Here is a 21,438-nt window from a genome sequence, read left to right on the forward strand (position 1 = left end):
ATTCAGTTAGCAATCAATGATAGAGAGTGCTAACAATAAATTTGAAGGAGATGAATAGATATGAGAAATTTTACAAGAAAGGCTATGGAAGCAATAGAAAATGCAGTAAAATTTGCAATGAATTTTAAAAGTTCTAATGTAAAATTAGAACACTTGATGTTAGAGTTAGTTTCTAACGATGATACAACAATATCAGTATTAAATAAAGTAGGTGTAGATAGAAATGAATTACAACAAAACTTGTATTCAAAACTAAATTCTATGCCTAAAATGAGTGGGGGAGATGTAAGTTATTCACAAGAATTTGCATCTATGTTAAATGATGCATCTAATATGGCAAGTAATGGAGGACATGAATATATTTCTGTAGTCTTCCTATTAAAATCTATGTTAAAAATCAATGATTTTGGATTAGATGTAAAGAAAGTTAATGAAATACTTGATACTATGATGGAAGGTAGAAAAGTTAGTAGTGATGGATTTGAAGAAAGTTTAGAATCTTTAGAAAAATATGGTAGGGATTTAGTTAAACTTGCATCAATGGGTAAACTTGATCCGGTAATAGGTAGAGATAATGAAATAAGAAGACTTATACAAATATTATCAAGAAGAAATAAGAATAACCCTATGATAATAGGAGAACCAGGAGTAGGTAAAACGGCCCTAGTTGAAGGTTTAGCACAAAGAATATTTAGTGGAGATGTACCTGATAATTTAAAAGATAAAACAGTATTTTCTTTAGATATGGGTGCTTTAATTGCAGGGGCTAAATATCAAGGAGAATTTGAAGAAAGATTAAAAGGTGTAGTTGATACTTTAGAGAAAAATGAAGGTAAGATTATACTTTTTATAGATGAAATACATAATATTGTAGGTGCAGGTGGAAATAATGGGGCGATGAATGCTTCTAATTTATTAAAACCTATGCTTGCAAGAGGGGAAATAGAAGTAATAGGTGCTACAACGCTTGCGGAATATAGAAAGTATATAGAAAAAGATGCGGCACTTGAAAGAAGATTCCAACCTATACAAGTTTTTGAACCTAGTGTAGATGACGCTATCTCTATACTAAGGGGTCTTAAAGAAAAATTTGAACAATATCATGGTATAAGAATATCTGATAATGCTATAGTTGCAGCAGCTACTATGTCAGATAGATATATTCAAGATAGATTTTTACCAGATAAAGCTATAGATTTAATAGATGAGGCTTGTGCTAAGGTGAAGACAGAAATAAACTCTGTTCCAGTTGAACTTGATGAAATAAATAGAAAATATGCACAGCTTGAAATAGAAAGAGAAGCTTTAAAGAAAGAGGAAGATGAAGTATCTCAAAAAAGACTTGCTGATATAGTAAAAGAAATAGAAGAGTTAGGTGAAGAAAAAAGAGTTTTAACTTTAAATTGGAACGCTGAAAAAGAAAATGTATTAGAACTTAAGAAGTTAAAACAGGAATTAGATGATGCTAAGGTTAAACTTGAAGAAGCTAAAAGACTAGCAGATTATGCAAAAGCAGCTGAATATGAATATGGCATCATACCTGAAGTTGAAAAAAGATTAAATGAAATTAGAGAAAAATCAGAGAAAAACTCTCTTGTTTCACAAATTATAGGTAAAGAACAAATAGCTGAAATAATTGGGAAATGGACAGGTATACCTGTAGGTAAGTTAATACAAAGTGAAAATGAAAAGATACTTTCACTTGAAGAACATATTAAAAAATCTGTGATAGGACAGGATGAAGCGATAACAGCTATATCAGATACTATACTTAGATCTCGTGCAGGACTTAAAGATGTGAATAGACCTATAGGATCATTTATGTTCTTAGGACCAACAGGTGTAGGTAAGACATATGTAACTAAAAAACTTGCGCAAAATCTATTTGATGATGAAAATGCGATAATTAGAATAGATATGAGTGAATATATGGAAAAACACTCAGTCGCTAGACTTATAGGAGCGCCTCCGGGGTATGTAGGATATGAAGAAGGTGGACAATTAACTGAAAAAGTTAGAAGAAAACCTTATTCAGTAATACTTTTAGATGAGATTGAAAAGGCGCATCCAGATGTATTTAATGTGCTATTACAAGTATTAGATGATGGAAGACTTACTGATGGTAAGGGAAGATTAGTAGATTTTAAAAACACTATTATTATCATGACATCAAATATTGGATCGCATTTCATACTTGAAGGTAAAAATGAATTAGTGATGGAAGAATTAAAAGTTAGATTCAAACCTGAATTTTTAAATAGAATAGATGAAATAATTACTTTTAACTCATTAAGAGAAGATGCAGTTAAAAATATAGTTAAGTTAGAATTAGAGAAAATGAATGAAAAACTTAAAGATAGAATGATAAATCTAATTTATGGAGAAGATGTAATTAATTATGTGTTTGAAAATGCTTATGATGAAAATTATGGAGCAAGACCTATAAAGAGATTTATACAAAAACAAATAGAAACAGATTTATCTAAATTAATATTAAAAGAAAACATTAATGGTAATGTTGATATAAGTATAATGTTAGGTGAAAATGGCTTAGAATTTAAAATATAACTTGACATTAGGGTCAAAATAAGGTATACTAGCACTATACAAGATGGAGTGCTAACAGGAGGTGAAGTCTATGAATGAAAGAGAAAAAGAAGTCTTTAGTATGATAATTAATCACTATTTAAATAGTGGAGAATCAGTAGGTTCAAGAACTCTAGAGAAGAAATATAATATAGGTGTATCATCTGCAACTATTAGAAATGTAATGTCAGATTTAGAAGAAATGGGACTGATAACTAAAACTCATACTTCATCAGGACGTATACCTACATTAGATGGATATAGAATGTATATTGAGGAGCTTCTTCAAGTAAGTGAAGTTGATGAAGAAACTAAAGAACAGATATATCTACATTATCAAAAAAGAATAAATAAGACAGATATTATCTTTAAAGAAACTGTAAAACTTCTATCTGAATTATCAGGGTCTGTAGCAGTTGCTATAGAACCTTCATCAGATGAAGAAAGTATAAAGAAAATACAATTCATTAGAATTACAGAAAAAGAAGTATTTGTAGTGGTAGTAATGAAGAATAATATTGTAAAAACATCTACCTTACTTATGAATACCTATGTTACAGAGGAGAATGTAAATAATTTAAATTCATATATATCTAATTTAATGAATACAACTCATAAGAGGTTTACTTTAAAAGATATGGAAAGATTCTTGAAAAATATAAGTACTAATGATTTCAGATTTGAAGAAAAAAGAATATTTGAAAACAATAAAGTATTTGTTGATGGAGCAGAAAACCTATTATCAAGAGAAGATATTCCTATGGAAAAGATAATAGAGAATATTAAGTTAATTAATAATGAAAATGAAATGAATGCCTTATTTAAACATCTTGCTTCTAAAGTTGAATACAATTTAGAAAGTAATATAATCTTTGGAAGTGATATAGAAATAGGTGGATTTGAAGATTCTGTATTCATATTTAAATGTTATGAATTTGGTGAAGATAAAGGGATTTTAGGATTAATAGCACAAACAAGAATAGATTATTCTAAAACAGTAGCTTTACTAGAATTAGTAATAGATATGTTAAAGAAAATGTTAAATCAAAATTATGAAAATAAATTTATAGGGTATAAAGATTAGGAGATGAAATGTCAGAAGAAATTAGAGAAGAAGAAATAAAAGAAGAAGTAAAGGAGGAAGAAGTTAAAGAAGAAAGTGATGTAATTATAGAAAAACTTAATGCAGAACTTGAAGACTATAAAAAAGCATATGCATTAAGACTTGCAGAGTTTCAAAACTTCTCAAAAAGAAAAGAAAAAGAATTACAAGAATATAAGGAATATGCTTCAAAAGATATTATCTTAAAAGTTTTAGAAAACTTAGATAATCTTGGAAGAGGAATAGAAGTATCACGTTCTACTGAAGACTATAAAGTATTAGTAGAAGGGTTAGAAATGACTATTAAAAACTTCAATGAAATGTTAAGTCATGAAGGAGTAATAGAAATAGAAGCGTTAGGGACAGAATATAATGCATATGAACAACATGCAGTTCAAGTTGTGAATGATCCTGAAAAGAATAATAATGAAGTATTGATGGTATTGCAAAAGGGTTATAAACTTAAAGGTAAGGTAATCAGACCAGCAATGGTGGTAATAAATAAGATAGAAGAAATAAAAAATAATGAAGAAGAAAATAAAAATTAGGAGGAAAAATAATGAGTAAAATTATAGGAATAGATTTAGGGACAACAAATTCATGTGTATCAGTAATGGAAGGTGGTACATTTACAATTATACCAAACTCTGAAGGAGAAAGAACTACACCTTCAGTAGTGTCAATTGAATCAAATGGAGAAATTATAGTAGGATCTACAGCTAAAAGAAAGGCTATTACAGAACCTAAACAAACAATAATTTCAATTAAAACACATATGGGATCAGATTACAAAGTAGATATTCACGGGAAAAACTATACTCCACAAGAAATATCTGCAATGATACTTAAAAAATTAAAGAAAGATGCTGAAAGCTATTTAGGAGAAACAGTTAAAGAAGCGGTTATTACAGTACCAGCTTACTTCACTGATGCTCAAAGACAAGCAACTAAAGATGCTGGAGAAATTGCAGGACTTGAAGTTAAAAGAATAATTAATGAACCAACTGCAGCAGCATTAGCATATGGTATGGATAAAGAAAAAGAAGAAAAAATCTTAGTATTCGACTTAGGAGGAGGAACATTTGACGTATCAGTATTAGAAGTTGGATCAGGATTAGTTGAAGTTAAAGCAACAGCAGGAAATAATCACTTAGGAGGAGATGATTTTGATACAGCTATAATCAATTGGCTTGCTGATGAATTCCAAAAAGAAAATGGAATTGATTTAAGAAAAGAACCTCAAGCTTATCAAAGATTAAAAGATGCAGCTGAAGATGCTAAGAAAAAATTATCATCTACATTAGAAACAACAATTTCTTTACCATTTATAGCTATGGATGCAACAGGACCTAAAAACTTAGAAAAGAAATTAACGAGAGCAGCATTTAATGAATTAACTAAACACTTAGTAGAAAAAACTAAAGAACCAGTGAAACAAGCTTTATTAGATGCAGGACTTACTGTAAGAGATATAGAACAAGTATTATTAGTTGGAGGATCAACTAGAATACCTGCAGTTCAAGAATGGGTTAAAGAATACTTCGGTAAAGAACCTAATAGATCAATCAACCCTGATGAAGTAGTTTCAGTAGGAGCTGCAATTCAAGGTGGAGTATTATCTGGAAATGTTAAAGACGTTCTATTATTAGACGTTACTCCATTATCTTTAGGAATTGAAACTATGGGTGGAGTATTCACTAAGATGATAGAAAGAAATACAACTATACCTACTAAAAAATCACAAGTATATTCAACTGCAGTAGATAATCAAACAGCAGTTACTATACATGTATTACAAGGAGAAAGAGCACAAGCTTCTCAAAACCATACTTTAGGACAATTTAACTTAGAAGGAATACCAGCAGCACCACGTGGAATTCCTCAAATCGAAGTTACATTTGATATTGACTCTAACGGTATAGTACACGTTACAGCTAAAGATTTAGGAACTGGAAAAGAAAACCAAGTAACTATTTCAGGATCATCAAATTTAAGTAAAGATGATGTAGAAAGAATGAAAAAAGAAGCTGAAGCAAATGAAGAAGCAGATAACAAATTTAGAGAATTAATAGAAGCGAGAAACATGGCTGACCACTTAATAATATCTACAGAAAAAACTATAAAAGAAAATGAAGATAAATTAGAAGGTAATGAAAAAGAAAACATTGAAAAAGCTATCGAAGAACTTAAAAAAGTTAAAGATAGTGAAAACATTGAAGAAATTAGAGCAGGAATAGATGGATTATCTAAAGCAAGTGAATCATTTGCTATGAGAATTTATCAAGCAGCACAAGCTGGAGCACAACCAGGTGCAGATAATACAAACAATGATGATGTAGTAGAAGCAGAAGAAGTAAAATAGGTCTTTGACCTATTTTATTCTTATATTTAAGGAGGCCATATGATAGTACTTAAAAAAGATTTAATGGAATTAAAAATAGAAGAGTTTGGAGCAGAAGTAAAATCATTTACTATAGCTGGAGAAGAATTTTTATGGAATAGAAAAGAGTATTGGGCTAAGACATCACCATTACTATTTCCTTTTGTTGGTGGGTTAAGAGAAGGAAAGTATGAATATAAAGGTAAAGAATACACAGTATCAACTAGACATGGTTTTGCAAGAGATAATATGTTTGAAGTTGTAGAAAAAACAGATGAGTATGTTAAGTTAGGATACTATTCAAGTGAAGAAACTTTAGAAAAATATCCATTTGAATTTGAACTGTATTTAGTATATAGATTAGTAGATAACGGATTTACTTTAGAATATATAGTTAATAACAAAAGAGAAGAAGAACTGTATTTCTCAATAGGCGCACATCCTGCATTTGTTTTAGCTGATAATTATGAAGAAGATGCATATATAGAGTTCGAAAAAGAAGAAGATGGATTAAAATATAAGTTAGATGAAAGTGGATTCTTTAGAAAAGATAGAGTAGAATATAAATTAATAGATAATAAGATAATAAATATAACAGAAGAAAACTTTTTAGAAGATGCTATTGCATTTAAAAATACAAATTCTTCAGTAGTATACATTAAATCAAGAAGTACTAATAAAGAAGTTAAAACTACATATGAAAACTTCCCTTATATAGCTTTCTGGAAAAGCGCTAATGCACCATTTGTATGTGTTGAACCATGGTTTGGAGTTACAGATATAGTTGGAGCAAGTAAAGATTTAACATTAAAAGAGGGAATACAAAAATTAGGGCCAAAAGAAGAGTTTAAGGCTAAATTAGTATTTGAATTTAAGAGAGGTAATTAATGAAAAAGGATTATTATGAATTACTTGGACTAGATAAAAGTGCAAGTGAGGCAGATATAAAAAAGGCATTTAGAAAAGCAGCGATGAAATACCATCCTGATAGAATGGCAAATGCTGATGAAAAAGAAAAGAAAGAAGCAGAAGAGAAGTTTAAAGAATTAAACGAAGCATATCAAGTACTTTCAGATCCTGAAAAGAAACAACTATATGATCAATATGGTCATGCTGCATTTGAACAAGGTGCAGGTGGCTTTGGTGGAGGTCAAGGTTTTGGTGATTTTGATTTTGGTGATATCTTTAGTAGTTTCTTTGGTGGAGGAGGTTTTGATTTTAGTGGCTTTGGTGGAGGAAGTAGTTTTAACCAAAGAAGAAAACAAGGGCAGGATCTTTTATATACTTTAGATTTAACTTTAGAAGAAATTGCAGATGGAATAGAAAAAGAAATAGAGTATACTAGAACAGGTAAATGTTCTAGTTGTAGTGGAACAGGAGCTAAAGATTCAAAAACAAAAACTTGTAATACCTGTGATGGAAAAGGATTTATTACGAAAACCCAAAGAACTATTTTAGGAATGAGTAATGTTAGAGTTGAATGTTCGACTTGTCATGGAATAGGAGAAATACCAGAACGTAAATGTGGAACTTGTCATGGAAATGGTAATAAAAAAGAACAGGTTAAAAAGAAAATTAAAATACCTGCTGGTGTAGAATCAGGACAAAGATTAGTTGTAAGAGATGGCGGAAATTATGATGGTCCAGGAAGTGATTTTGGAGATTTATATATACAAATTAGAGAAAAAAGACATGAATTATTCCAAAGAGATGGATATGATATATATTGTAGAGTGCCGATTAGCTTTTTAACAGCTACTTTAGGAGGAGAGATAGAAGTTCCGACACTTAGAGGAAAAACTAAGATTAAGATAGCTGAAGGTACACAAAATGGAACTAAGATGAGAATTAGAGATGCAGGAATTAAACATTCAGGTTATAAAGGTTCTCAGATTATAGAAATAAGTGTTGAAGTACCTAAAAATCTTAATGCTAAACAAAAAGATAAATTGAAAGAATTTTATGATACTTTAGGTGTAGAAAATGAAGAAAAAACAACTTCATTTTTTGAAAGGATTAAAGATTTCTTTACAGAATAAATTAGAAGAGGTGGTGACACCTCTTTTACATTTTATAAAAAAATATATTATTACAAAAATTTAATATGACAGAAAAAATATTTTATGTTATTCTAGTTTCGTAAACTAAAAAGGAGGATAACATTATGAAAAAATTTTTAGCATTTTTGCATTTAAGAGCATTTTTGCTGTTTCAGCACCTAAAGTAGAAATAAAAGCAAATTTAAATTTAGGTTATGGTATAGAAAAGAATGAGTCTGTAAAGGTAGAAAAGTATGAAGAAGAGAGAAATGATTATGCAAGTAATAAAATAGGTCGTTTCGTTGATGATGATTATTCAGGTGTAGTTGAAGATGAAAGTATTTCTTTGATAGATAAATTAAAAGAACTAGATAGACAAGTTACAGAATCACCTGTAAATAAAGAAAATTATGAAAATGTAGTAGATCAAAGGGTTATACCTTCAGGAGATTTTACTGTACTATTTCCTATAGAAGTAAAAGAAAAAATTAAAGTAAAATTAGGAGGAGGACTTGGTATAGGATATAGTAAAGCTATACTTACCCAACAATCTAAATTAACAAAGGATTTTCATGAAGAGATTTTAGATATTACAGTTGGATGGTTTCATAGTGGATGCGTACTAGGAGAAAATGAAAAACTTACAAATCCTGAAAAACAATGCGATCCAGAAATTGTATATATGATAAATAGAGCTTTTAAAGAAAGAATAAAGATAGCTAATTATCAATCTTTTGGATATTTTCAAGTTTATGCTACTGGAGAAGTTGGAGCAAAAGTACTAAAAGATTTAGAAGCATTTGGTGGAGTAAATCTTGGTTATAATGTAGCATTTGATAAAGCGGTAAGAATGTCTTCATATTTCCCTAAATTTGGAATTAAAGGTAACATATTTAGATAGATACAACTTTGAGGTTGGATATAGCAATGTTTCTAAATTTACTAGGAATAATCACCTTTTTGTTTATAAAACACTTTTTTTATGATATACTATTATTATGGAGGTATTATGAAAAAGATACTAAAGTTTGAGGATATTGATAAATTAGCAGATAAGATAAGTGAAAAAATATTAAAAGATGATAAATTTAAATCAATAGCTTTAATAGGTGATTTAGGAGTAGGTAAAACACATATCTCTAAAAGAATATGCAAAAATTTAGGTGTAACTGAAAATGTTAAAAGTCCTACATTTACGTATCTTTTAGAATATGATCTTGGTGATAGAACTATAGTTCATTTTGACCTATATAGATTATCAAGTATTGATGAGCTATATGAAATTGGATATGAAGACTATATAGTAGATGGAAATATCTTTTTGATAGAATGGGCAAATAATGTGCCAGATGCAATACCTGAAAACACCCTATATTTAGAGTTAGAACACAGAGATGAAAACACAAGATTTGTTTCATTATATGAAATTGTGGAAGGAGAAGTTAAATATGTCGACATTGATAATTACAACTTCAACTAAACTTGCATCACTTTCAATTTATGATAAAGATAATATGTTAGGAAATATTAATGTGAATGTTAAAAGAACACATTCAAGCTATATCATGGATCAAATTTCTTCTCTATTATCTTGGACAGGAACTAAAATAGATGATATTAAATATGTAATAGTGTCTGTAGGTCCTGGATCATTTACTGGAGTTAGAATAGCTATTTCAGTAATAAAAGGAATGTTTGTAGGTAGAGATGTTAAAATATATGAAGTTAATGAATTAGATGCTCTAGGATATCAAGGAAACATGATATATAGAGATAAAGTAATAGCTATGATAGATTCTAATAAAGAAAAAATATATTATGGAACTTATATTAATGGAGAAAGGGTAGGAGAATTATTAGTTTCTAAATTAGATGAAGTTATAGTGCTTGCTAAAAAACAAGGATATAGATTAATAGGAGATGCAGTAATAGCATATGATAAAAAAATAAAAGAAAATGGAATAAATATAGAGCTTTCTGATATGTTTTTAAGAATAAACTCTAGTATATTCTATAAAATGTTTAAAGAAAAAAAATTAAAAGAAGTAGACTTATTTAATTTAGTGCCTGATTATTTAGAAAAATCACAAGCAGAAAAGGAGAAAAATGGGAATATCTGATTTATTAATTAAACCGAAAAAAGGATTTTTTACTAAACTTAAAGAATTTTTTGTAGGGGAAGCTATAACTGATGATGTGTATGAAGAATTGGAAGAACTTTTAATACAATCTGATTTAGGAATGAAAATGACTATGGAGATAGTTGAAACTTTAGAAAAAAATGTAAGAAGTAAAGCTATTAAAAGTAAAGAATTAATGTATGATGAATTAAAATTATTACTTGCAGAAAAATTAGAATTATTTAAAGATAATAGTTTAAATATTAAAAAAGGAAGATTAAATGTAATATTAGTTATAGGAGTAAATGGTGTTGGTAAGACTACTTCTATAGGTAAGATAGCAATGAAGCTTAAAAGAGAAGGTAAATCTGTAATAATTGGTGCAGCTGATACATTTAGGGCAGCAGCTATAGAACAGGTTGAAATGTGGGGACAAAGAGCAGGTATAGAAGTTATTAAACAAAAACATGGAAGTGATCCAGCAGCAGTTGTATTTGATACATTAAATACAGCTAAAGCTAAAAATGTTGATGTTGCAATAATAGATACTGCAGGAAGACTACACAATAAAGTAGATTTAATGAAAGAATTAGAAAAAATAGATAAAATTATTAAACAAAGTGTAGAAGAATATGAATCTTTAATAGTAATAGATTCTACTACAGGACAAAATGGATTAGAACAAGCAAGAATATTTAATAGTATTTCTGATATTACAGGAATAATACTTACTAAGTTTGATGGAACAGCAAAAGGAGGAATAATCTTCTCTATAGTTTCAGAACTTAATAAGCCTGTAAAATTCCTTGGAGTAGGAGAGGGAGTAGAAGATTTAAGAGTATTTGATGCTAAAGAATTCATAAATGAAATGTTTAACTAGTAGTTTTTGTTTAAATTTTGATGGATTTATGTTAAAATAAAAAAGAAGTTGTTTAAATTAATGAGGAGATGAATAAGATGGCAGATTTAATTTCAAAAATTAAAGAAAAAGAAAAAGAGCACAAAAAAACAGTAGTTCTTCCTGAAGCTGAAGACGAAAGAGTATTAAGAGCTGCTGAACAAATTACTAAAGAAGGTTTTGCTAATATTATCTTAGTAGGTAAAGATTACCAAGTAAGAGAACATGCAGCAAAAATAGGTGTTGATTTAAATGGAGTTCAAATAATTAATCCATTATCATTTGAAAAAACACCAGAATTTATTAGACAATTTGTGCACTTAAGAGCAAAAAAAGGAATGACTGAAGAACAAGCACGTGAAATTATACAAAACGATGTAAGATTCTTTGGAGCTATGCTTGTTAGAAACTGTGTAGCGGACGGTATGGTTGCTGGCTCAAATTCACCAACAGCTAATGTATTAAGAGCTGCAATACAAGTAATTGGACCTAAAACAGGATTAAAAACAATTTCAAGTTCATTTATTATGCAAACAAAAACTAAAGAATATGGAGTGGATGGGACATTAATATTTGCAGACTGTGCAGTATTACCTAATCCAACAGCTCAACAAATAGCAGATATAGCAATATCATCTGTTGAAAAATCTAGATTAATAACAAAATTTACAGATCCTAAAGTAGCACTTTTAGCATATTCAACTAAAGGTTCTGCAGAAGGAGACCAAATCACTAAGATGAGAGAAGCATACAAAATATTAGAAGAAAGAGGAGTAGACTTCGAATTTGACGGAGAATTACAACTTGATGCTGCAATAGTTCCAAGTGTTGCTGAACAAAAAGCAAAAGATTCTAATGTTGCAGGAAAAGCTAACATATTAGTATTCCCTGACTTATGTGCAGGAAATATTGGGTATAAATTAGTACAAAGATTTGCTAAAGCAAAAGCTTTAGGACCTTTCATACAAGGACTTGCAAGACCTGTACATGATTTATCAAGAGGATGTAGTGTAGAAGATATAGTAGATGTTGTAGCAGTTACATGTGCTGAATGTGCAGTATTCTGTGAAATTTTAACATTATAATCAAGGAGGAATAAGAAAGAATGAAAGTATTAGTAATAAATAGTGGGAGTTCATCATTAAAATTTGAATTAATTAACACAGCAGATAACCACAGCTTAATTAAAGGTATATGTGAAAGAATAGGAATAGCAAATTCAATCTTTACTTTAAAAAACTTAGTTACTGGAGTTAAAATTGAAGAAAGACCAGAAGATATGCCTAACCATAAAGTAGCTATTGATTTAGTTTTAAGAGAATTAGTAGGTGAAAATGGAGTATTAAAATCTATAGATGAAGTAGATGCTATAGGGCATAGAGTAGTTCACGGAGGAGAATACTTTAATGATTCAGTTTTAGTTGATGAAGAAGTTATTAAAAAATTAGAAGATATTTCTGATTTAGCTCCATTACATAACCCAGCAAACGTTATGGGAATTAAAGTAATGAGAGAATTACTTCCTGGAAAACCTAATGTAACAGTATTTGATACAGCTTTCCACCAAACTATGGAAAAACATGTATATACTTATCCATTACCACTTGAAGACTATGAAGAATTAAAAGTTAGAAAATATGGATTCCATGGAACAAGCCACAAATATGTGTCAGGTGTTGCAGCAGAAATGTTAGGTAAAAAAGATGCAAGAATAATAGTTTGCCACTTAGGAAATGGAGCTTCTATTTCTGCAGTTAAAGATGGTAAAGTAGTAGATACTTCAATGGGATTAACACCACTTGCAGGAATAATGATGGGTACTCGTTGTGGAGATATAGATCCAGCTGCAGTATTATACATCATGGAAAAAAGAGGTTTAACTCCTAAAGAAATAGATACAAGAATGAATAAAAAATCTGGATTCTTAGGAATCTTTGGAGAAAGTTCAGACTTTAGAGATATTCAAAAAGGTGTAGAAGCAGGAAATGAAAGAGCAAAACTTGCATATGATATGTTCTGTTATAGAATAAGAAGCTATATAGGTGCTTATGCAGTAGCTATGGGTGGAGTAGATGCTATAGCATTTACTGGAGGAATTGGAGAAAATGCAGGATATGCACGTCAAGGAATCTGCCAAGGATTAGAATTCTTAGGTGTAGAATTAGATTATGAAAAAAACATGGAAAGAATTTCTGGAAATGTTGACTATTCTAAACCTGAATCAAAAGTTAAAGTATTTAAAATTGAAACAGCTGAAGAATTAATGATAGCAATGGATACACATAGATTAGCAAAATAAATAAATGGGAGCGTTAAGCTCCCATTATTATTTTCCAAATTCTTCTTTTAATTGTTCACACCAATTTTCTATTCTTTCATCACTAAGTTCTGGTTGGTTTAATTCATCTATTGCAAGACCAACAAATTTTCCATTTCTCATAGCTAGTGATGCTGTGAAATCATATCCTTCTGTATCAGTGAATCCTATAATTTTAGCATTAGCTTTTTCAGCTTTTTTATATAGTATTTCAATAGCATCTATGAATGAGTCAGCAAATGAAGCTTGATCTCCTGTTCCAAATAATGCTACATATTTATCGCTTAGATCCATATCATCTATTTCATCTACACAAACCATCCAATCATCTTGTAAATCTCCAAGTCCCCAAGTTGGTGAACCTAAAATTAATAAATCATAATCTTGGAATGTATCTATACCGTTTGATACTTCTATTACATCTACATCATCAAAATGATTAGAAATTCTATTAGCTATATCTTCAGTTGTACCAGTTGTAGTTCCAAAGTAAATTCCTGTTTTCATTTTTCCTCCTTAAAAATATTCAATTATACTTTCATCAGTATATATTACTTGGCCATTTTTAGCCTCATTTATTAACGATAACTTATTTTTTATTGGTAAATATTCTAAGAATATTTTATCATAGTCTAAACCACTTAATAGTTTTTTTTGTAATCTTAAAATATTAGGTGGTAAATCAACCTCTTTTTTTATAACATATAATTTGTTTTTTGTATAGTCTTTATCGCAAAAAATTAATGCTTTATCATATTTAAGTTTAAATATAGGCATTTCTATACTATTAAAATCAAATATACAACTATCTATTTTATCTGAGATATCAACTCTATTTTTAAATTCAAAGTAATTCTTTAAATGATGATTTTTTACAAAATACTTATTTTTAGTATAGAATACCATCTTCTTGTTATTATCAAAGAAGTATTTTATTCCTAATGTTAAAAGTAGGGGATAAAAGAATTTATCTTTAATAACAACTTTTTCATTTTCAAGATTAAATGAAATATTATTACGAGAAATAAAGATAGATTCATCTTCTTTAAAATATTTTGATAATATTTCTTTAGTAACTTCATTGTATTCTTGAGCACCTAAGATATAGTTTTTAATATTTCTAAATTGTACTTTATCTTGGTTAGAATAATTAATTAATTCATAACTTCTCTTTATTAATATATGAACTATCTTATGATTTTCTCTTTCTTCAATATTTTCTACTTTTACATCAAAATTAAATCCATAAAATTCATTTAAATTACTTAGTAGAGTAGAAATATTAGGATCTAGTTTTGATAAAGCTTTTTGGCCAGTCATAACTGAATAAGAATTGAAGTTTCTCTTAATATATATTTTTTCTAATTCTACATTAGCTAAATCAAGAGTAGTATAGAATACTGACTTCATAGGGAAGGAAGTATTGTACATAGAATGATAATATTGGAATCTATCATCTTTTAATTTAGATTGTTTCATATCCTCTATCATAATACTTGGATAGAATCTATCCTTGTATTCATTTGTTTCTAGTTTAAATACTACATCATAAAATATATGATTTTTCTTTAATTCCTTTAAATTTTCTCCACCATTAAACCAAATAGCATTTTTTACTGAAAAGCCTTTTTGATCTATATCAAATTTTAAATGTTGGTCATTTGTACCTACTGTTTTAGGATTGTGTATTATACAGTTTTCACTCATAAGTAATGGAGTAGGATTACCAAAACCAAAAGGTTTTAGTAAGTTTAAACTTTGTATAAATTCATAACTGATTTTTTGAGCAGGTATTTTCATATCTATTTTAATATTTTTAGTTAACTTAATATTTTCAAGTTGTTCTTTGGCATATTTTTCTATTTCTTTTTTAAATTCCTCAAGATTTTCAAGCTTTATAGTAAATCCAGCAGCATTAGCATGTCCACCAAATTTAACTAAGAGCTTAGAGACAGAAGATAGTGCTTTAGTTATATTAAATCCTTCTACAGATCTACAAGATGCAACTGCTATTCCTTCTTCTGGGTTTTCTTCCATAATTATGCATGGTTTATAGTAAGTCTCTAATACTTTTGAAGCGACTATCCCTATAATTCCATGATGATAATTAGGAGAATGTGATATTAATATATATTTATCACTTAAATCTTTATCCTTTAGTTCATTAAGAACATTTTCAATAATCTCATCTTGTAATTTTCTTCTATCTATATTGTTAGAAATTAAATTATCAGCAAGAACGTTTACTTCATTTTGATTGTTACTGATTAATAACTTAACACCAAGTTTTGCATCTGCCAGTCTTCCTGCAGCATTAAATATTGGAGCTATCTTAAATGATACATCGCCAGTAGTTAGCTCTTTATCTGTTAATTCTAACTTATTAAGTATAGTTTTAAGACCTAGATTACTACTATTTTTTAATCTTTCAAGACCATATTTAACTATAATTCTATTTTCTTTTATTATAGGCATAATATCAGCTATAGTTCCAAGTGAAGCAATGTCTAAATACCTATATATCTCTTCTTTCATATCTAATCTTCTAAATAGTTCATATGCAAGTAAGAATGCAACTCCAACCCCTGCAATATTAGGGAAAGAATATTCATTGTCTAATCTCTTAGGATTTATACAAGCAAGTCCTCTTGGAAGTTTTTTATCACTAGGAAGATCATGGTGATCTGTTACTATAACCTGCATACCAAGAGAATTAATGAATTCAACATCATAATATGAACTAATTCCACAATCTACTGTGATAATTAAATCAGTTTCTTTATCTTTAATCTCTTGTATTGCATCTTTGTTTAGGCCATATCCTTCATTTCTTAAAGGAATATAGTAGTCAAGATTTTTAGCTCCAATTTTTTTTAAAACTAAATACAAAAGAGATGTAGAGGTAATACCATCTACATCATAATCACCGTATATACATATATTCTTGTTTTCTTTTATAGCTTCTAAAATATATGAAGCTGCTAAACCTAAATCTTTTAACCTTAAAGGATCTTCAAGATTTTCTAGACTAGGGTTAATAAAATTAACTATATCTTTTTCATCAACTATTCCTCTATTTGCCAGTATATTTAATATGTTATTATCTATAGGCAAATCAAAATTAGTTAATTTAGATCTAGTCTCAGAGAGGATCCATTTAGTTTCCATAAATACTCCTATTTAAGAACTTGTTGTAATGATGGTAATAAGAATGGAATAAATAATACTCCATCAAATGCATCAGTTGCTTTTCCTTTGTTAAATATTAAGATAATTGAATCTTCTTCTAAGTAGAATGAGCTTACAGAATCCCAATCAGCATATGATTTTGATGCTTTTATTCCAAATGCTCTTATTCTATCATTTAAAGCAGGTCTTAATATATCTTGATATGAATCGGCGAAGATATCAGATAATTTTAATTCTTTACCAGTATTGCTATCAAATACCATACCTTTGTATGAATTTTCTACTGTTTTGTTTTCAGAATTAGTTTTTGCTGAAACTATAATAACTGACATAAATTTAGAGTTATTAGCAGTTAAAACAACATTAGCTTTAGTATTTTCATCTTTAACTAATTCTGTTACAGCTTTTTCAATTTTAGAGTTAATATTATCTGAAACTTTTTCTTCTTTAGCAGCAAATTTTAAGATACCAAATTTATCATTTACTTCTTGAGTTACGGTTAATACTGGTTCAGTTCCATAAGAATAACCATTAAATGTAAAATTAGCATTTGCAATAGTTGAAAAACCTAATGCAAGTACACTAATCATTAATAATTTTTTTATTGATTTCATGTTTACACCTCTTTGTTTAATATATATTAAAGTATATACTAAAAAGTGAAAAAAATCAACATAACTAAGACTTGTGTAAGATTTAATAAATGGTATTATAATAAGAAAAACCTCAAGATTTCTCTTGAGGTTTAGTTAACTATTTTCCACTTGATTTAATTTCTGTCCATATTTTATCGTGTAATTCTTTAGTTTCATCATCTAAAGCACCAGGTAGTTTAGATTTTTGAACTATTTCTTCAGCTGAAATTATAGGTTTAATTTCAGAATTTTCTTCTACACCTTTAATTATACTTGGGTTTCTTAATACAGCTAATACTTCCATAAAGTTTTCTGGTCTGTATAAGAATTCTAAGAATTTATAAGCATTATCTTTATGTTTTGAACTAGCAGGTATAGCCATTGAATCTATGTACATCATTGCACCTTCTGGAGCAAAGTATACGAATTTATTAGCTTCTTCTCCTTCTACTTCATAGAATACATCTGGATATCCGTGAACTATAGCGAACTCTCCACTTGCCATACCTTTTCCAGCAGCATTTGAATCGAATTTAGCTAAGTTTTCAGCCCAAGAAAGTATTTTTTCTTTAGCTTCATTTAATTGGTTGATATCTTTTGAATCAGATGGATATCCTAAGTATTGTAAAGCAAGTCCTATTACTTCACGACCATCATCAAGCATAGTCATACGACCTTTGAATGCTTCGTTTAAGAAGATGTCTGGAGTTTTAACAAAATCATTACCAACAATTTCAGTATTAACAGTTATACCTGTTGCCATGAATGAATATGGTATAGAGTAGTTTAATCCTTCATCATAAACTTTAGAAATTTCCATTAAGTTTAATTTCTCATCCATATTTTCAAAAGTTTTTCCTAATTTAGACTTGTCTAATTTTTCTAATAATCCTGATTGAATCATAACTGGTATATAGTCTGTTGAAGGTGAAACTATATCATAATTCCCTTCTCCACTTTCTATCATTAATTTAGCTATCATAGTATCATTGTTATCATAATAACTTATGTTAACTTTAATTCCAGTTTCTTTTTCAAAATCTTCAATAACTTTATCTGGAACAAAATATGTCCAAGTGTAAATGTTTAAAACATTTTCTTCCTCAGCACTGTTACCTGAACAGCTTAATAAAATAAAAAAAGTAAAAATTGCAAATAATAATTTTTTCAACTTATCTACCTCCTAAATATTTTCTGGCCATTTCTCTATCATCAAAATGGTGTTTTTCTCTTCCTATAATCTGGTAATCTTCATGTCCTTTACCAGCGATTAATAGTATATCATTTTTTTGTAGGTTTTGTATAGCAATTTTTATAGCTTTTTCTCTATCACAAATTCTAGAATATTCTACACCTTCTACCATACCCTTTTCTACATCATCTAATATTGCTTCTGGATCTTCAGTTCTAGGGTTATCTGAAGTTAAATAAACATAGTCACTATATTGACATGCAGCATTAGCCATTTTAGGTCTCTTAGTTTTATCTCTATCTCCACCAGCACCAAAAATTGTAACTAATCTATTTTTCTTCATAACAGCTAGTGTTTTTAAAATATTAATTAATCCATCAGCAGTATGAGCATAATCAACTACTACCATTACATCTTTATCATTGTCTATTATTTCAAATCTTCCAGCTATAGATTTAATATTTTCTATATCTTTCATTATTTTATCTAAATCTACCCCTAGATTATATGCTGAAAGTATTGCTCCTAAAAGATTTTGAAGATTATATGCACCCATTAATTTTGTTGTAAATACATATTCTTTATCATCTTTAGTTACTTTAACCTTCATACCTTTTAATGTGTATTCTAATACTTCACCTTTAATTGTAGCATCTTCTTTTAATGAAAAACTATCGGCAACATTTAATAATCTTCTACAATGTTCGTCATCTTTATTAACTATTAATTTAGCACTAGGTTTTAAGTGATTAACTATAGAAGCTTTTGCTTGAAAGTAATTTTCTAAAGTACCATGATAATCTAGGTGATCTTGAGTTAAATTAGTAAATATTGCGCTTTCAAATTGTAACATCTTAACTCTTCCTAAACATAATGCATGTGAACTTACTTCCATTAAGAAATATTCTACGCCAGCATTAACTGCTTCTCTCATAAGTTTAATTAAATCTAAAGATTCTGGAGTAGTATTTTTTGCTTCATATTCTTTATCTAATATTCTGTAACCTGTAGTACCTATTCTTGCTGAATTAGTAAAGATAGATTCTAATATATATGTAGTAGTAGTTTTACCATTAGTTCCTGTAATTCCAATTATTTTTAAACTATTTTGAGGATAGTTGTAGAAATTACTTGCAATAAATCCTAAATGGTCTCTTAAATCTTTAACTAAAACTACAGTAACATTAGATGGATAATCAAAATCTTCTCTTTCAGCTATTATCATTTTAGCACCATTTTCTACAGCTGATGTGATATAGTTATGTCCATCAGTTACATTACCAATTAAAGCAACAAATATATCATTTTCTTTAATTTCTCTTGAGTTATATGACATTTCATTGAAATTATCTTCTTGAACTAAATTTTTTATTGTGTATTCAACACCTTTAAAAATATCTTGAATTCTCATAATTATCTATCTCCCTAATCTTTTTTCATCAAGGAATTTAAAGATTCCTTGTAGTGATACTTTTGTTTCATCTAATCTTAATAAATGATATACATGGAATAATCCATCTACTGTAACAAATTTATTTTCTACTTTTGCTTTATCTAATTTTTCTTTCATAATTTTTGAATCATCAAATAATAGCTCTCCATTATTAACTTCTATATATACAGGCGGGAATCCTTTAAACTCACCAAATATTGGTGATATGTATGGATGTTTTTTATCCTTTTCATGTTTAAAGTATTCATTATCAACTAGTAATTTTGAAGGAACAAAATTGCTTGCAGCAGATCCTATTAATAAATCTGTTTTAACATTTTCTGTTCTACTAGGGACTGTATATGATATATCTAAAAATGGTGAAAGTAATACCAGAGCGTTAGGTAATTTTTTCTTTTTATTAATTCTTTTCATAGTTGTAGAAACTATTAGATGTCCACCTGCAGAATCTCCCATAGCATAAACATTTTTGTAATTTGCAAACATGTAATCTAATCCATGTTCAAAATCATCATGCCCACTGGGATAAAAGCTGTGTGGAAGTTGCCTATAGTCTACAAAAATTATATCATAATTATCGTTTATATCTAACATAAACTCTGCAAGATCTCTATAATAGTTTGACATAGGATAAAGAAAAGCTCCTCCATGTGCAAAATATATTGCAGAATTATTTTTTTTGTAATTTTTCTTTATTATTTCTAGTTTTACATTACCATCATAAAGAATTTTTTCATGTATTATATCATCTTTATGAGTCCATTTAGGTTCATAATAAGCAGCATTTCTACCAAAATCTATGATATTTGCTTTTTCTCCCCTATAAAGAAAGTTGGTAGTTTTTAATAATGAAGTTGTAACTGAAGAACAACTTATTAATGTAAAAATAGAAAAAAATGTTAACATTTTTTTCATATTTATCCTTTCGATATACCTTTATTTTATATACATTATACTATTTTTTATTTTAAAAATAAAGAATATTTTAAAAAAACTATTGATTTCTTCTTAGAATTATTGTATAATAATTAAGCAAAGATGGTCGCATAGCTCAGTTGGGAGAGCACCTGCCTTACAAGCAGGGGGTCACTGGTTCGAGCCCAGTTGTGACCACCATTTTTTTGGAGGTGTAGCTCAGTTGGTTAGAGTGCTTGCCTGTCACGCAAGATGTCGCGAGTTCGAGTCTCGTCACTTCCGCCATTAAAAACTTAAAAATTATACTTTATACTGAAGGAGAAGAAATTCTCCTTTTTTTCCTTTTGTTATATCTCCCTTAGTTTAAACTTACATATGTGCTATAGACATAGCAATTTTTTTAGCAGCAATATCTATGGTAGCTGCGGTTGAAAAAATTGAAATGTTCTTCTATAGGAAATTAGAATTCTAATAAGATGTATATAATTTTATTGATTAATATAAAGCGCAACAACAGTTTATAAAAAATAAAATTAATAAGTAAATTTGAGTAATACAAAAATACCTATTTAAATAATAGGCCATTAGGGTTATAGAATTTATGAATAGGAG

18 protein-coding genes and 2 tRNA genes are annotated in these 21,438 nt (G+C 28.6%); 14 read left to right on the forward strand and 6 right to left on the reverse strand.

The features are described 5' to 3' along the window. Nucleotides 1-60: 60 nt before the first annotated feature. From GM111_RS01915 to GM111_RS01970, 12 genes are all read left to right on the forward strand, one after another. A complete protein-coding gene (locus GM111_RS01915; RefSeq protein ID WP_156299206.1) occupies nucleotides 61-2,568 on the forward strand; it encodes an ATP-dependent Clp protease ATP-binding subunit in 2,508 nt (835 codons plus the stop codon). A 70-nt stretch (nucleotides 2,569-2,638) separates the two neighbouring features. Continuing rightward, nucleotides 2,639-3,670: a heat-inducible transcriptional repressor HrcA gene (gene hrcA, locus GM111_RS01920; RefSeq protein WP_156299207.1), complete on the forward strand. Its 1,032-nt coding sequence runs from the start codon at nucleotides 2,639-2,641 to the stop codon at nucleotides 3,668-3,670. 8 nt (nucleotides 3,671-3,678) lie between these two features. Then, a complete protein-coding gene (locus GM111_RS01925; protein ID WP_156299208.1) occupies nucleotides 3,679-4,236 on the forward strand; it encodes a nucleotide exchange factor GrpE in 558 nt (185 codons plus the stop codon). An 11-nt stretch (nucleotides 4,237-4,247) separates the two neighbouring features. Continuing rightward, nucleotides 4,248-6,050: a molecular chaperone DnaK gene (dnaK, locus tag GM111_RS01930; RefSeq protein ID WP_156299209.1), complete on the forward strand. Its 1,803-nt coding sequence runs from the start codon at nucleotides 4,248-4,250 to the stop codon at nucleotides 6,048-6,050. Nucleotides 6,051-6,089: 39 nt separating this feature from the next. After that, complete coding sequence (locus tag GM111_RS01935; RefSeq protein ID WP_156299210.1) at nucleotides 6,090-6,956, forward strand: aldose 1-epimerase family protein; 867 nt, start codon at nucleotides 6,090-6,092, stop codon at nucleotides 6,954-6,956. Beyond that, on the forward strand, nucleotides 6,956-8,107 hold the full coding sequence (dnaJ, locus tag GM111_RS01940; protein ID WP_156299211.1) for a molecular chaperone DnaJ: 1,152 nt from the start codon (nucleotides 6,956-6,958) through the stop codon (nucleotides 8,105-8,107). The genes GM111_RS01935 and dnaJ overlap by 1 nt, the downstream gene beginning before the upstream one ends. 346 nt (nucleotides 8,108-8,453) lie before the next feature. Further along, on the forward strand, nucleotides 8,454-9,008 hold the full coding sequence (locus GM111_RS01945; protein ID WP_156299212.1) for a hypothetical protein: 555 nt from the start codon (nucleotides 8,454-8,456) through the stop codon (nucleotides 9,006-9,008). Nucleotides 9,009-9,116: 108 nt separating this feature from the next. Beyond that, nucleotides 9,117-9,587, forward strand: coding sequence for a tRNA (adenosine(37)-N6)-threonylcarbamoyltransferase complex ATPase subunit type 1 TsaE (gene tsaE, locus GM111_RS01950; protein ID WP_156299213.1), 471 nt, complete (start codon nucleotides 9,117-9,119; stop codon nucleotides 9,585-9,587). Continuing rightward, the gene (tsaB, locus tag GM111_RS01955; RefSeq protein WP_156299214.1) at nucleotides 9,556-10,227 is read left to right on the forward strand and encodes a tRNA (adenosine(37)-N6)-threonylcarbamoyltransferase complex dimerization subunit type 1 TsaB; all 672 of its coding nucleotides are present in this window, start codon (nucleotides 9,556-9,558) and stop codon (nucleotides 10,225-10,227) included. The genes tsaE and tsaB overlap by 32 nt, the downstream gene beginning before the upstream one ends. Further along, a complete protein-coding gene (gene ftsY, locus GM111_RS01960) occupies nucleotides 10,214-11,107 on the forward strand; it encodes a signal recognition particle-docking protein FtsY (protein WP_156299215.1) in 894 nt (297 codons plus the stop codon). Before tsaB ends, ftsY begins: the two co-directional genes overlap by 14 nt. A 77-nt stretch (nucleotides 11,108-11,184) precedes the next feature. Then, on the forward strand, nucleotides 11,185-12,210 hold the full coding sequence (gene pta, locus GM111_RS01965) for a phosphate acetyltransferase (RefSeq protein ID WP_156299216.1): 1,026 nt from the start codon (nucleotides 11,185-11,187) through the stop codon (nucleotides 12,208-12,210). Nucleotides 12,211-12,230: 20 nt separating this feature from the next. Continuing rightward, a complete protein-coding gene (locus GM111_RS01970; RefSeq protein WP_156299217.1) occupies nucleotides 12,231-13,424 on the forward strand; it encodes an acetate/propionate family kinase in 1,194 nt (397 codons plus the stop codon). A gap of 27 nt (nucleotides 13,425-13,451) precedes the next feature. Here GM111_RS01970 and GM111_RS01975 read toward each other — a convergent pair whose 3' ends face one another. From GM111_RS01975 to GM111_RS02000, 6 genes are all read right to left on the reverse strand, one after another. Beyond that, nucleotides 13,452-13,949 carry a flavodoxin gene (locus tag GM111_RS01975; RefSeq protein WP_156299218.1) on the reverse strand — a complete coding sequence of 166 codons (498 nt, stop codon included), beginning with the start codon at nucleotides 13,947-13,949 and terminating at the stop codon, nucleotides 13,452-13,454. Nucleotides 13,950-13,958: 9 nt separating this feature from the next. Further along, nucleotides 13,959-16,610: a single-stranded-DNA-specific exonuclease RecJ gene (gene recJ, locus GM111_RS01980; RefSeq protein WP_156299219.1), complete on the reverse strand. Its 2,652-nt coding sequence runs from the start codon at nucleotides 16,608-16,610 to the stop codon at nucleotides 13,959-13,961. 8 nt (nucleotides 16,611-16,618) lie between these two features. Beyond that, entirely contained in the window at nucleotides 16,619-17,245 is a 627-nt protein-coding gene (locus GM111_RS01985; protein WP_156299220.1) for a hypothetical protein, read from the reverse strand. Nucleotides 17,246-17,384: 139 nt separating this feature from the next. Beyond that, on the reverse strand, nucleotides 17,385-18,437 hold the full coding sequence (locus GM111_RS01990; RefSeq protein WP_156299221.1) for an extracellular solute-binding protein: 1,053 nt from the start codon (nucleotides 18,435-18,437) through the stop codon (nucleotides 17,385-17,387). A gap of 1 nt (nucleotide 18,438) precedes the next feature. Beyond that, nucleotides 18,439-19,869, reverse strand: a complete 1,431-nt coding sequence (locus GM111_RS01995) for a UDP-N-acetylmuramoyl-L-alanyl-D-glutamate--2,6-diaminopimelate ligase (RefSeq protein ID WP_156299222.1) — start codon at nucleotides 19,867-19,869, stop codon at nucleotides 18,439-18,441. Between the two features lie 6 nt (nucleotides 19,870-19,875). Continuing rightward, nucleotides 19,876-20,826 carry an alpha/beta hydrolase gene (locus tag GM111_RS02000; RefSeq protein WP_156299223.1) on the reverse strand — a complete coding sequence of 317 codons (951 nt, stop codon included), beginning with the start codon at nucleotides 20,824-20,826 and terminating at the stop codon, nucleotides 19,876-19,878. 125 nt (nucleotides 20,827-20,951) lie between these two features. Between GM111_RS02000 and GM111_RS02005 the strand changes: the two genes are divergently transcribed. Both GM111_RS02005 and GM111_RS02010 read left to right on the forward strand, forming a co-directional pair. Beyond that, nucleotides 20,952-21,027 (forward strand) — tRNA-Val (locus GM111_RS02005). Nucleotides 21,028-21,034: 7 nt separating this feature from the next. Further along, a tRNA-Asp gene (locus GM111_RS02010) sits at nucleotides 21,035-21,111 on the forward strand. The last annotated feature ends 327 nt before the right edge of the window (nucleotides 21,112-21,438 follow it).

Source organism: Streptobacillus canis, assembly GCF_009733925.1.
Lineage (GTDB): Bacteria > Fusobacteriota > Fusobacteriia > Fusobacteriales > Leptotrichiaceae > Streptobacillus > Streptobacillus canis.

Excerpts from the sequence above, each read along its gene's own strand:
- GM111_RS01915 (WP_156299206.1), top strand. The coding sequence starts at position 61 with ATGAGAAATTTTACAAGAAAGGCTATGGAAGCAATAGAAAATGCAGTA.
- hrcA (WP_156299207.1), top strand. The coding sequence starts at position 2,639 with ATGAATGAAAGAGAAAAAGAAGTCTTTAGTATGATAATTAATCACTAT.
- GM111_RS01925 (WP_156299208.1), top strand. The coding sequence starts at position 3,679 with ATGTCAGAAGAAATTAGAGAAGAAGAAATAAAAGAAGAAGTAAAGGAG.
- dnaK (WP_156299209.1), top strand. The coding sequence starts at position 4,248 with ATGAGTAAAATTATAGGAATAGATTTAGGGACAACAAATTCATGTGTA.
- GM111_RS01935 (WP_156299210.1), top strand. The coding sequence starts at position 6,090 with ATGATAGTACTTAAAAAAGATTTAATGGAATTAAAAATAGAAGAGTTT.
- dnaJ (WP_156299211.1), top strand. The coding sequence starts at position 6,956 with ATGAAAAAGGATTATTATGAATTACTTGGACTAGATAAAAGTGCAAGT.
- tsaE (WP_156299213.1), top strand. The coding sequence starts at position 9,117 with ATGAAAAAGATACTAAAGTTTGAGGATATTGATAAATTAGCAGATAAG.
- tsaB (WP_156299214.1), top strand. The coding sequence starts at position 9,556 with ATGTCGACATTGATAATTACAACTTCAACTAAACTTGCATCACTTTCA.
- ftsY (WP_156299215.1), top strand. The coding sequence starts at position 10,214 with ATGGGAATATCTGATTTATTAATTAAACCGAAAAAAGGATTTTTTACT.
- pta (WP_156299216.1), top strand. The coding sequence starts at position 11,185 with ATGGCAGATTTAATTTCAAAAATTAAAGAAAAAGAAAAAGAGCACAAA.
- GM111_RS01970 (WP_156299217.1), top strand. The coding sequence starts at position 12,231 with ATGAAAGTATTAGTAATAAATAGTGGGAGTTCATCATTAAAATTTGAA.
- GM111_RS01975 (WP_156299218.1), bottom strand. The coding sequence starts at position 13,949 with ATGAAAACAGGAATTTACTTTGGAACTACAACTGGTACAACTGAAGAT.
- recJ (WP_156299219.1), bottom strand. The coding sequence starts at position 16,610 with ATGGAAACTAAATGGATCCTCTCTGAGACTAGATCTAAATTAACTAAT.
- GM111_RS01985 (WP_156299220.1), bottom strand. The coding sequence starts at position 17,245 with ATGAAATCAATAAAAAAATTATTAATGATTAGTGTACTTGCATTAGGT.
- GM111_RS01995 (WP_156299222.1), bottom strand. The coding sequence starts at position 19,869 with ATGAGAATTCAAGATATTTTTAAAGGTGTTGAATACACAATAAAAAAT.
- GM111_RS02000 (WP_156299223.1), bottom strand. The coding sequence starts at position 20,826 with ATGAAAAAAATGTTAACATTTTTTTCTATTTTTACATTAATAAGTTGT.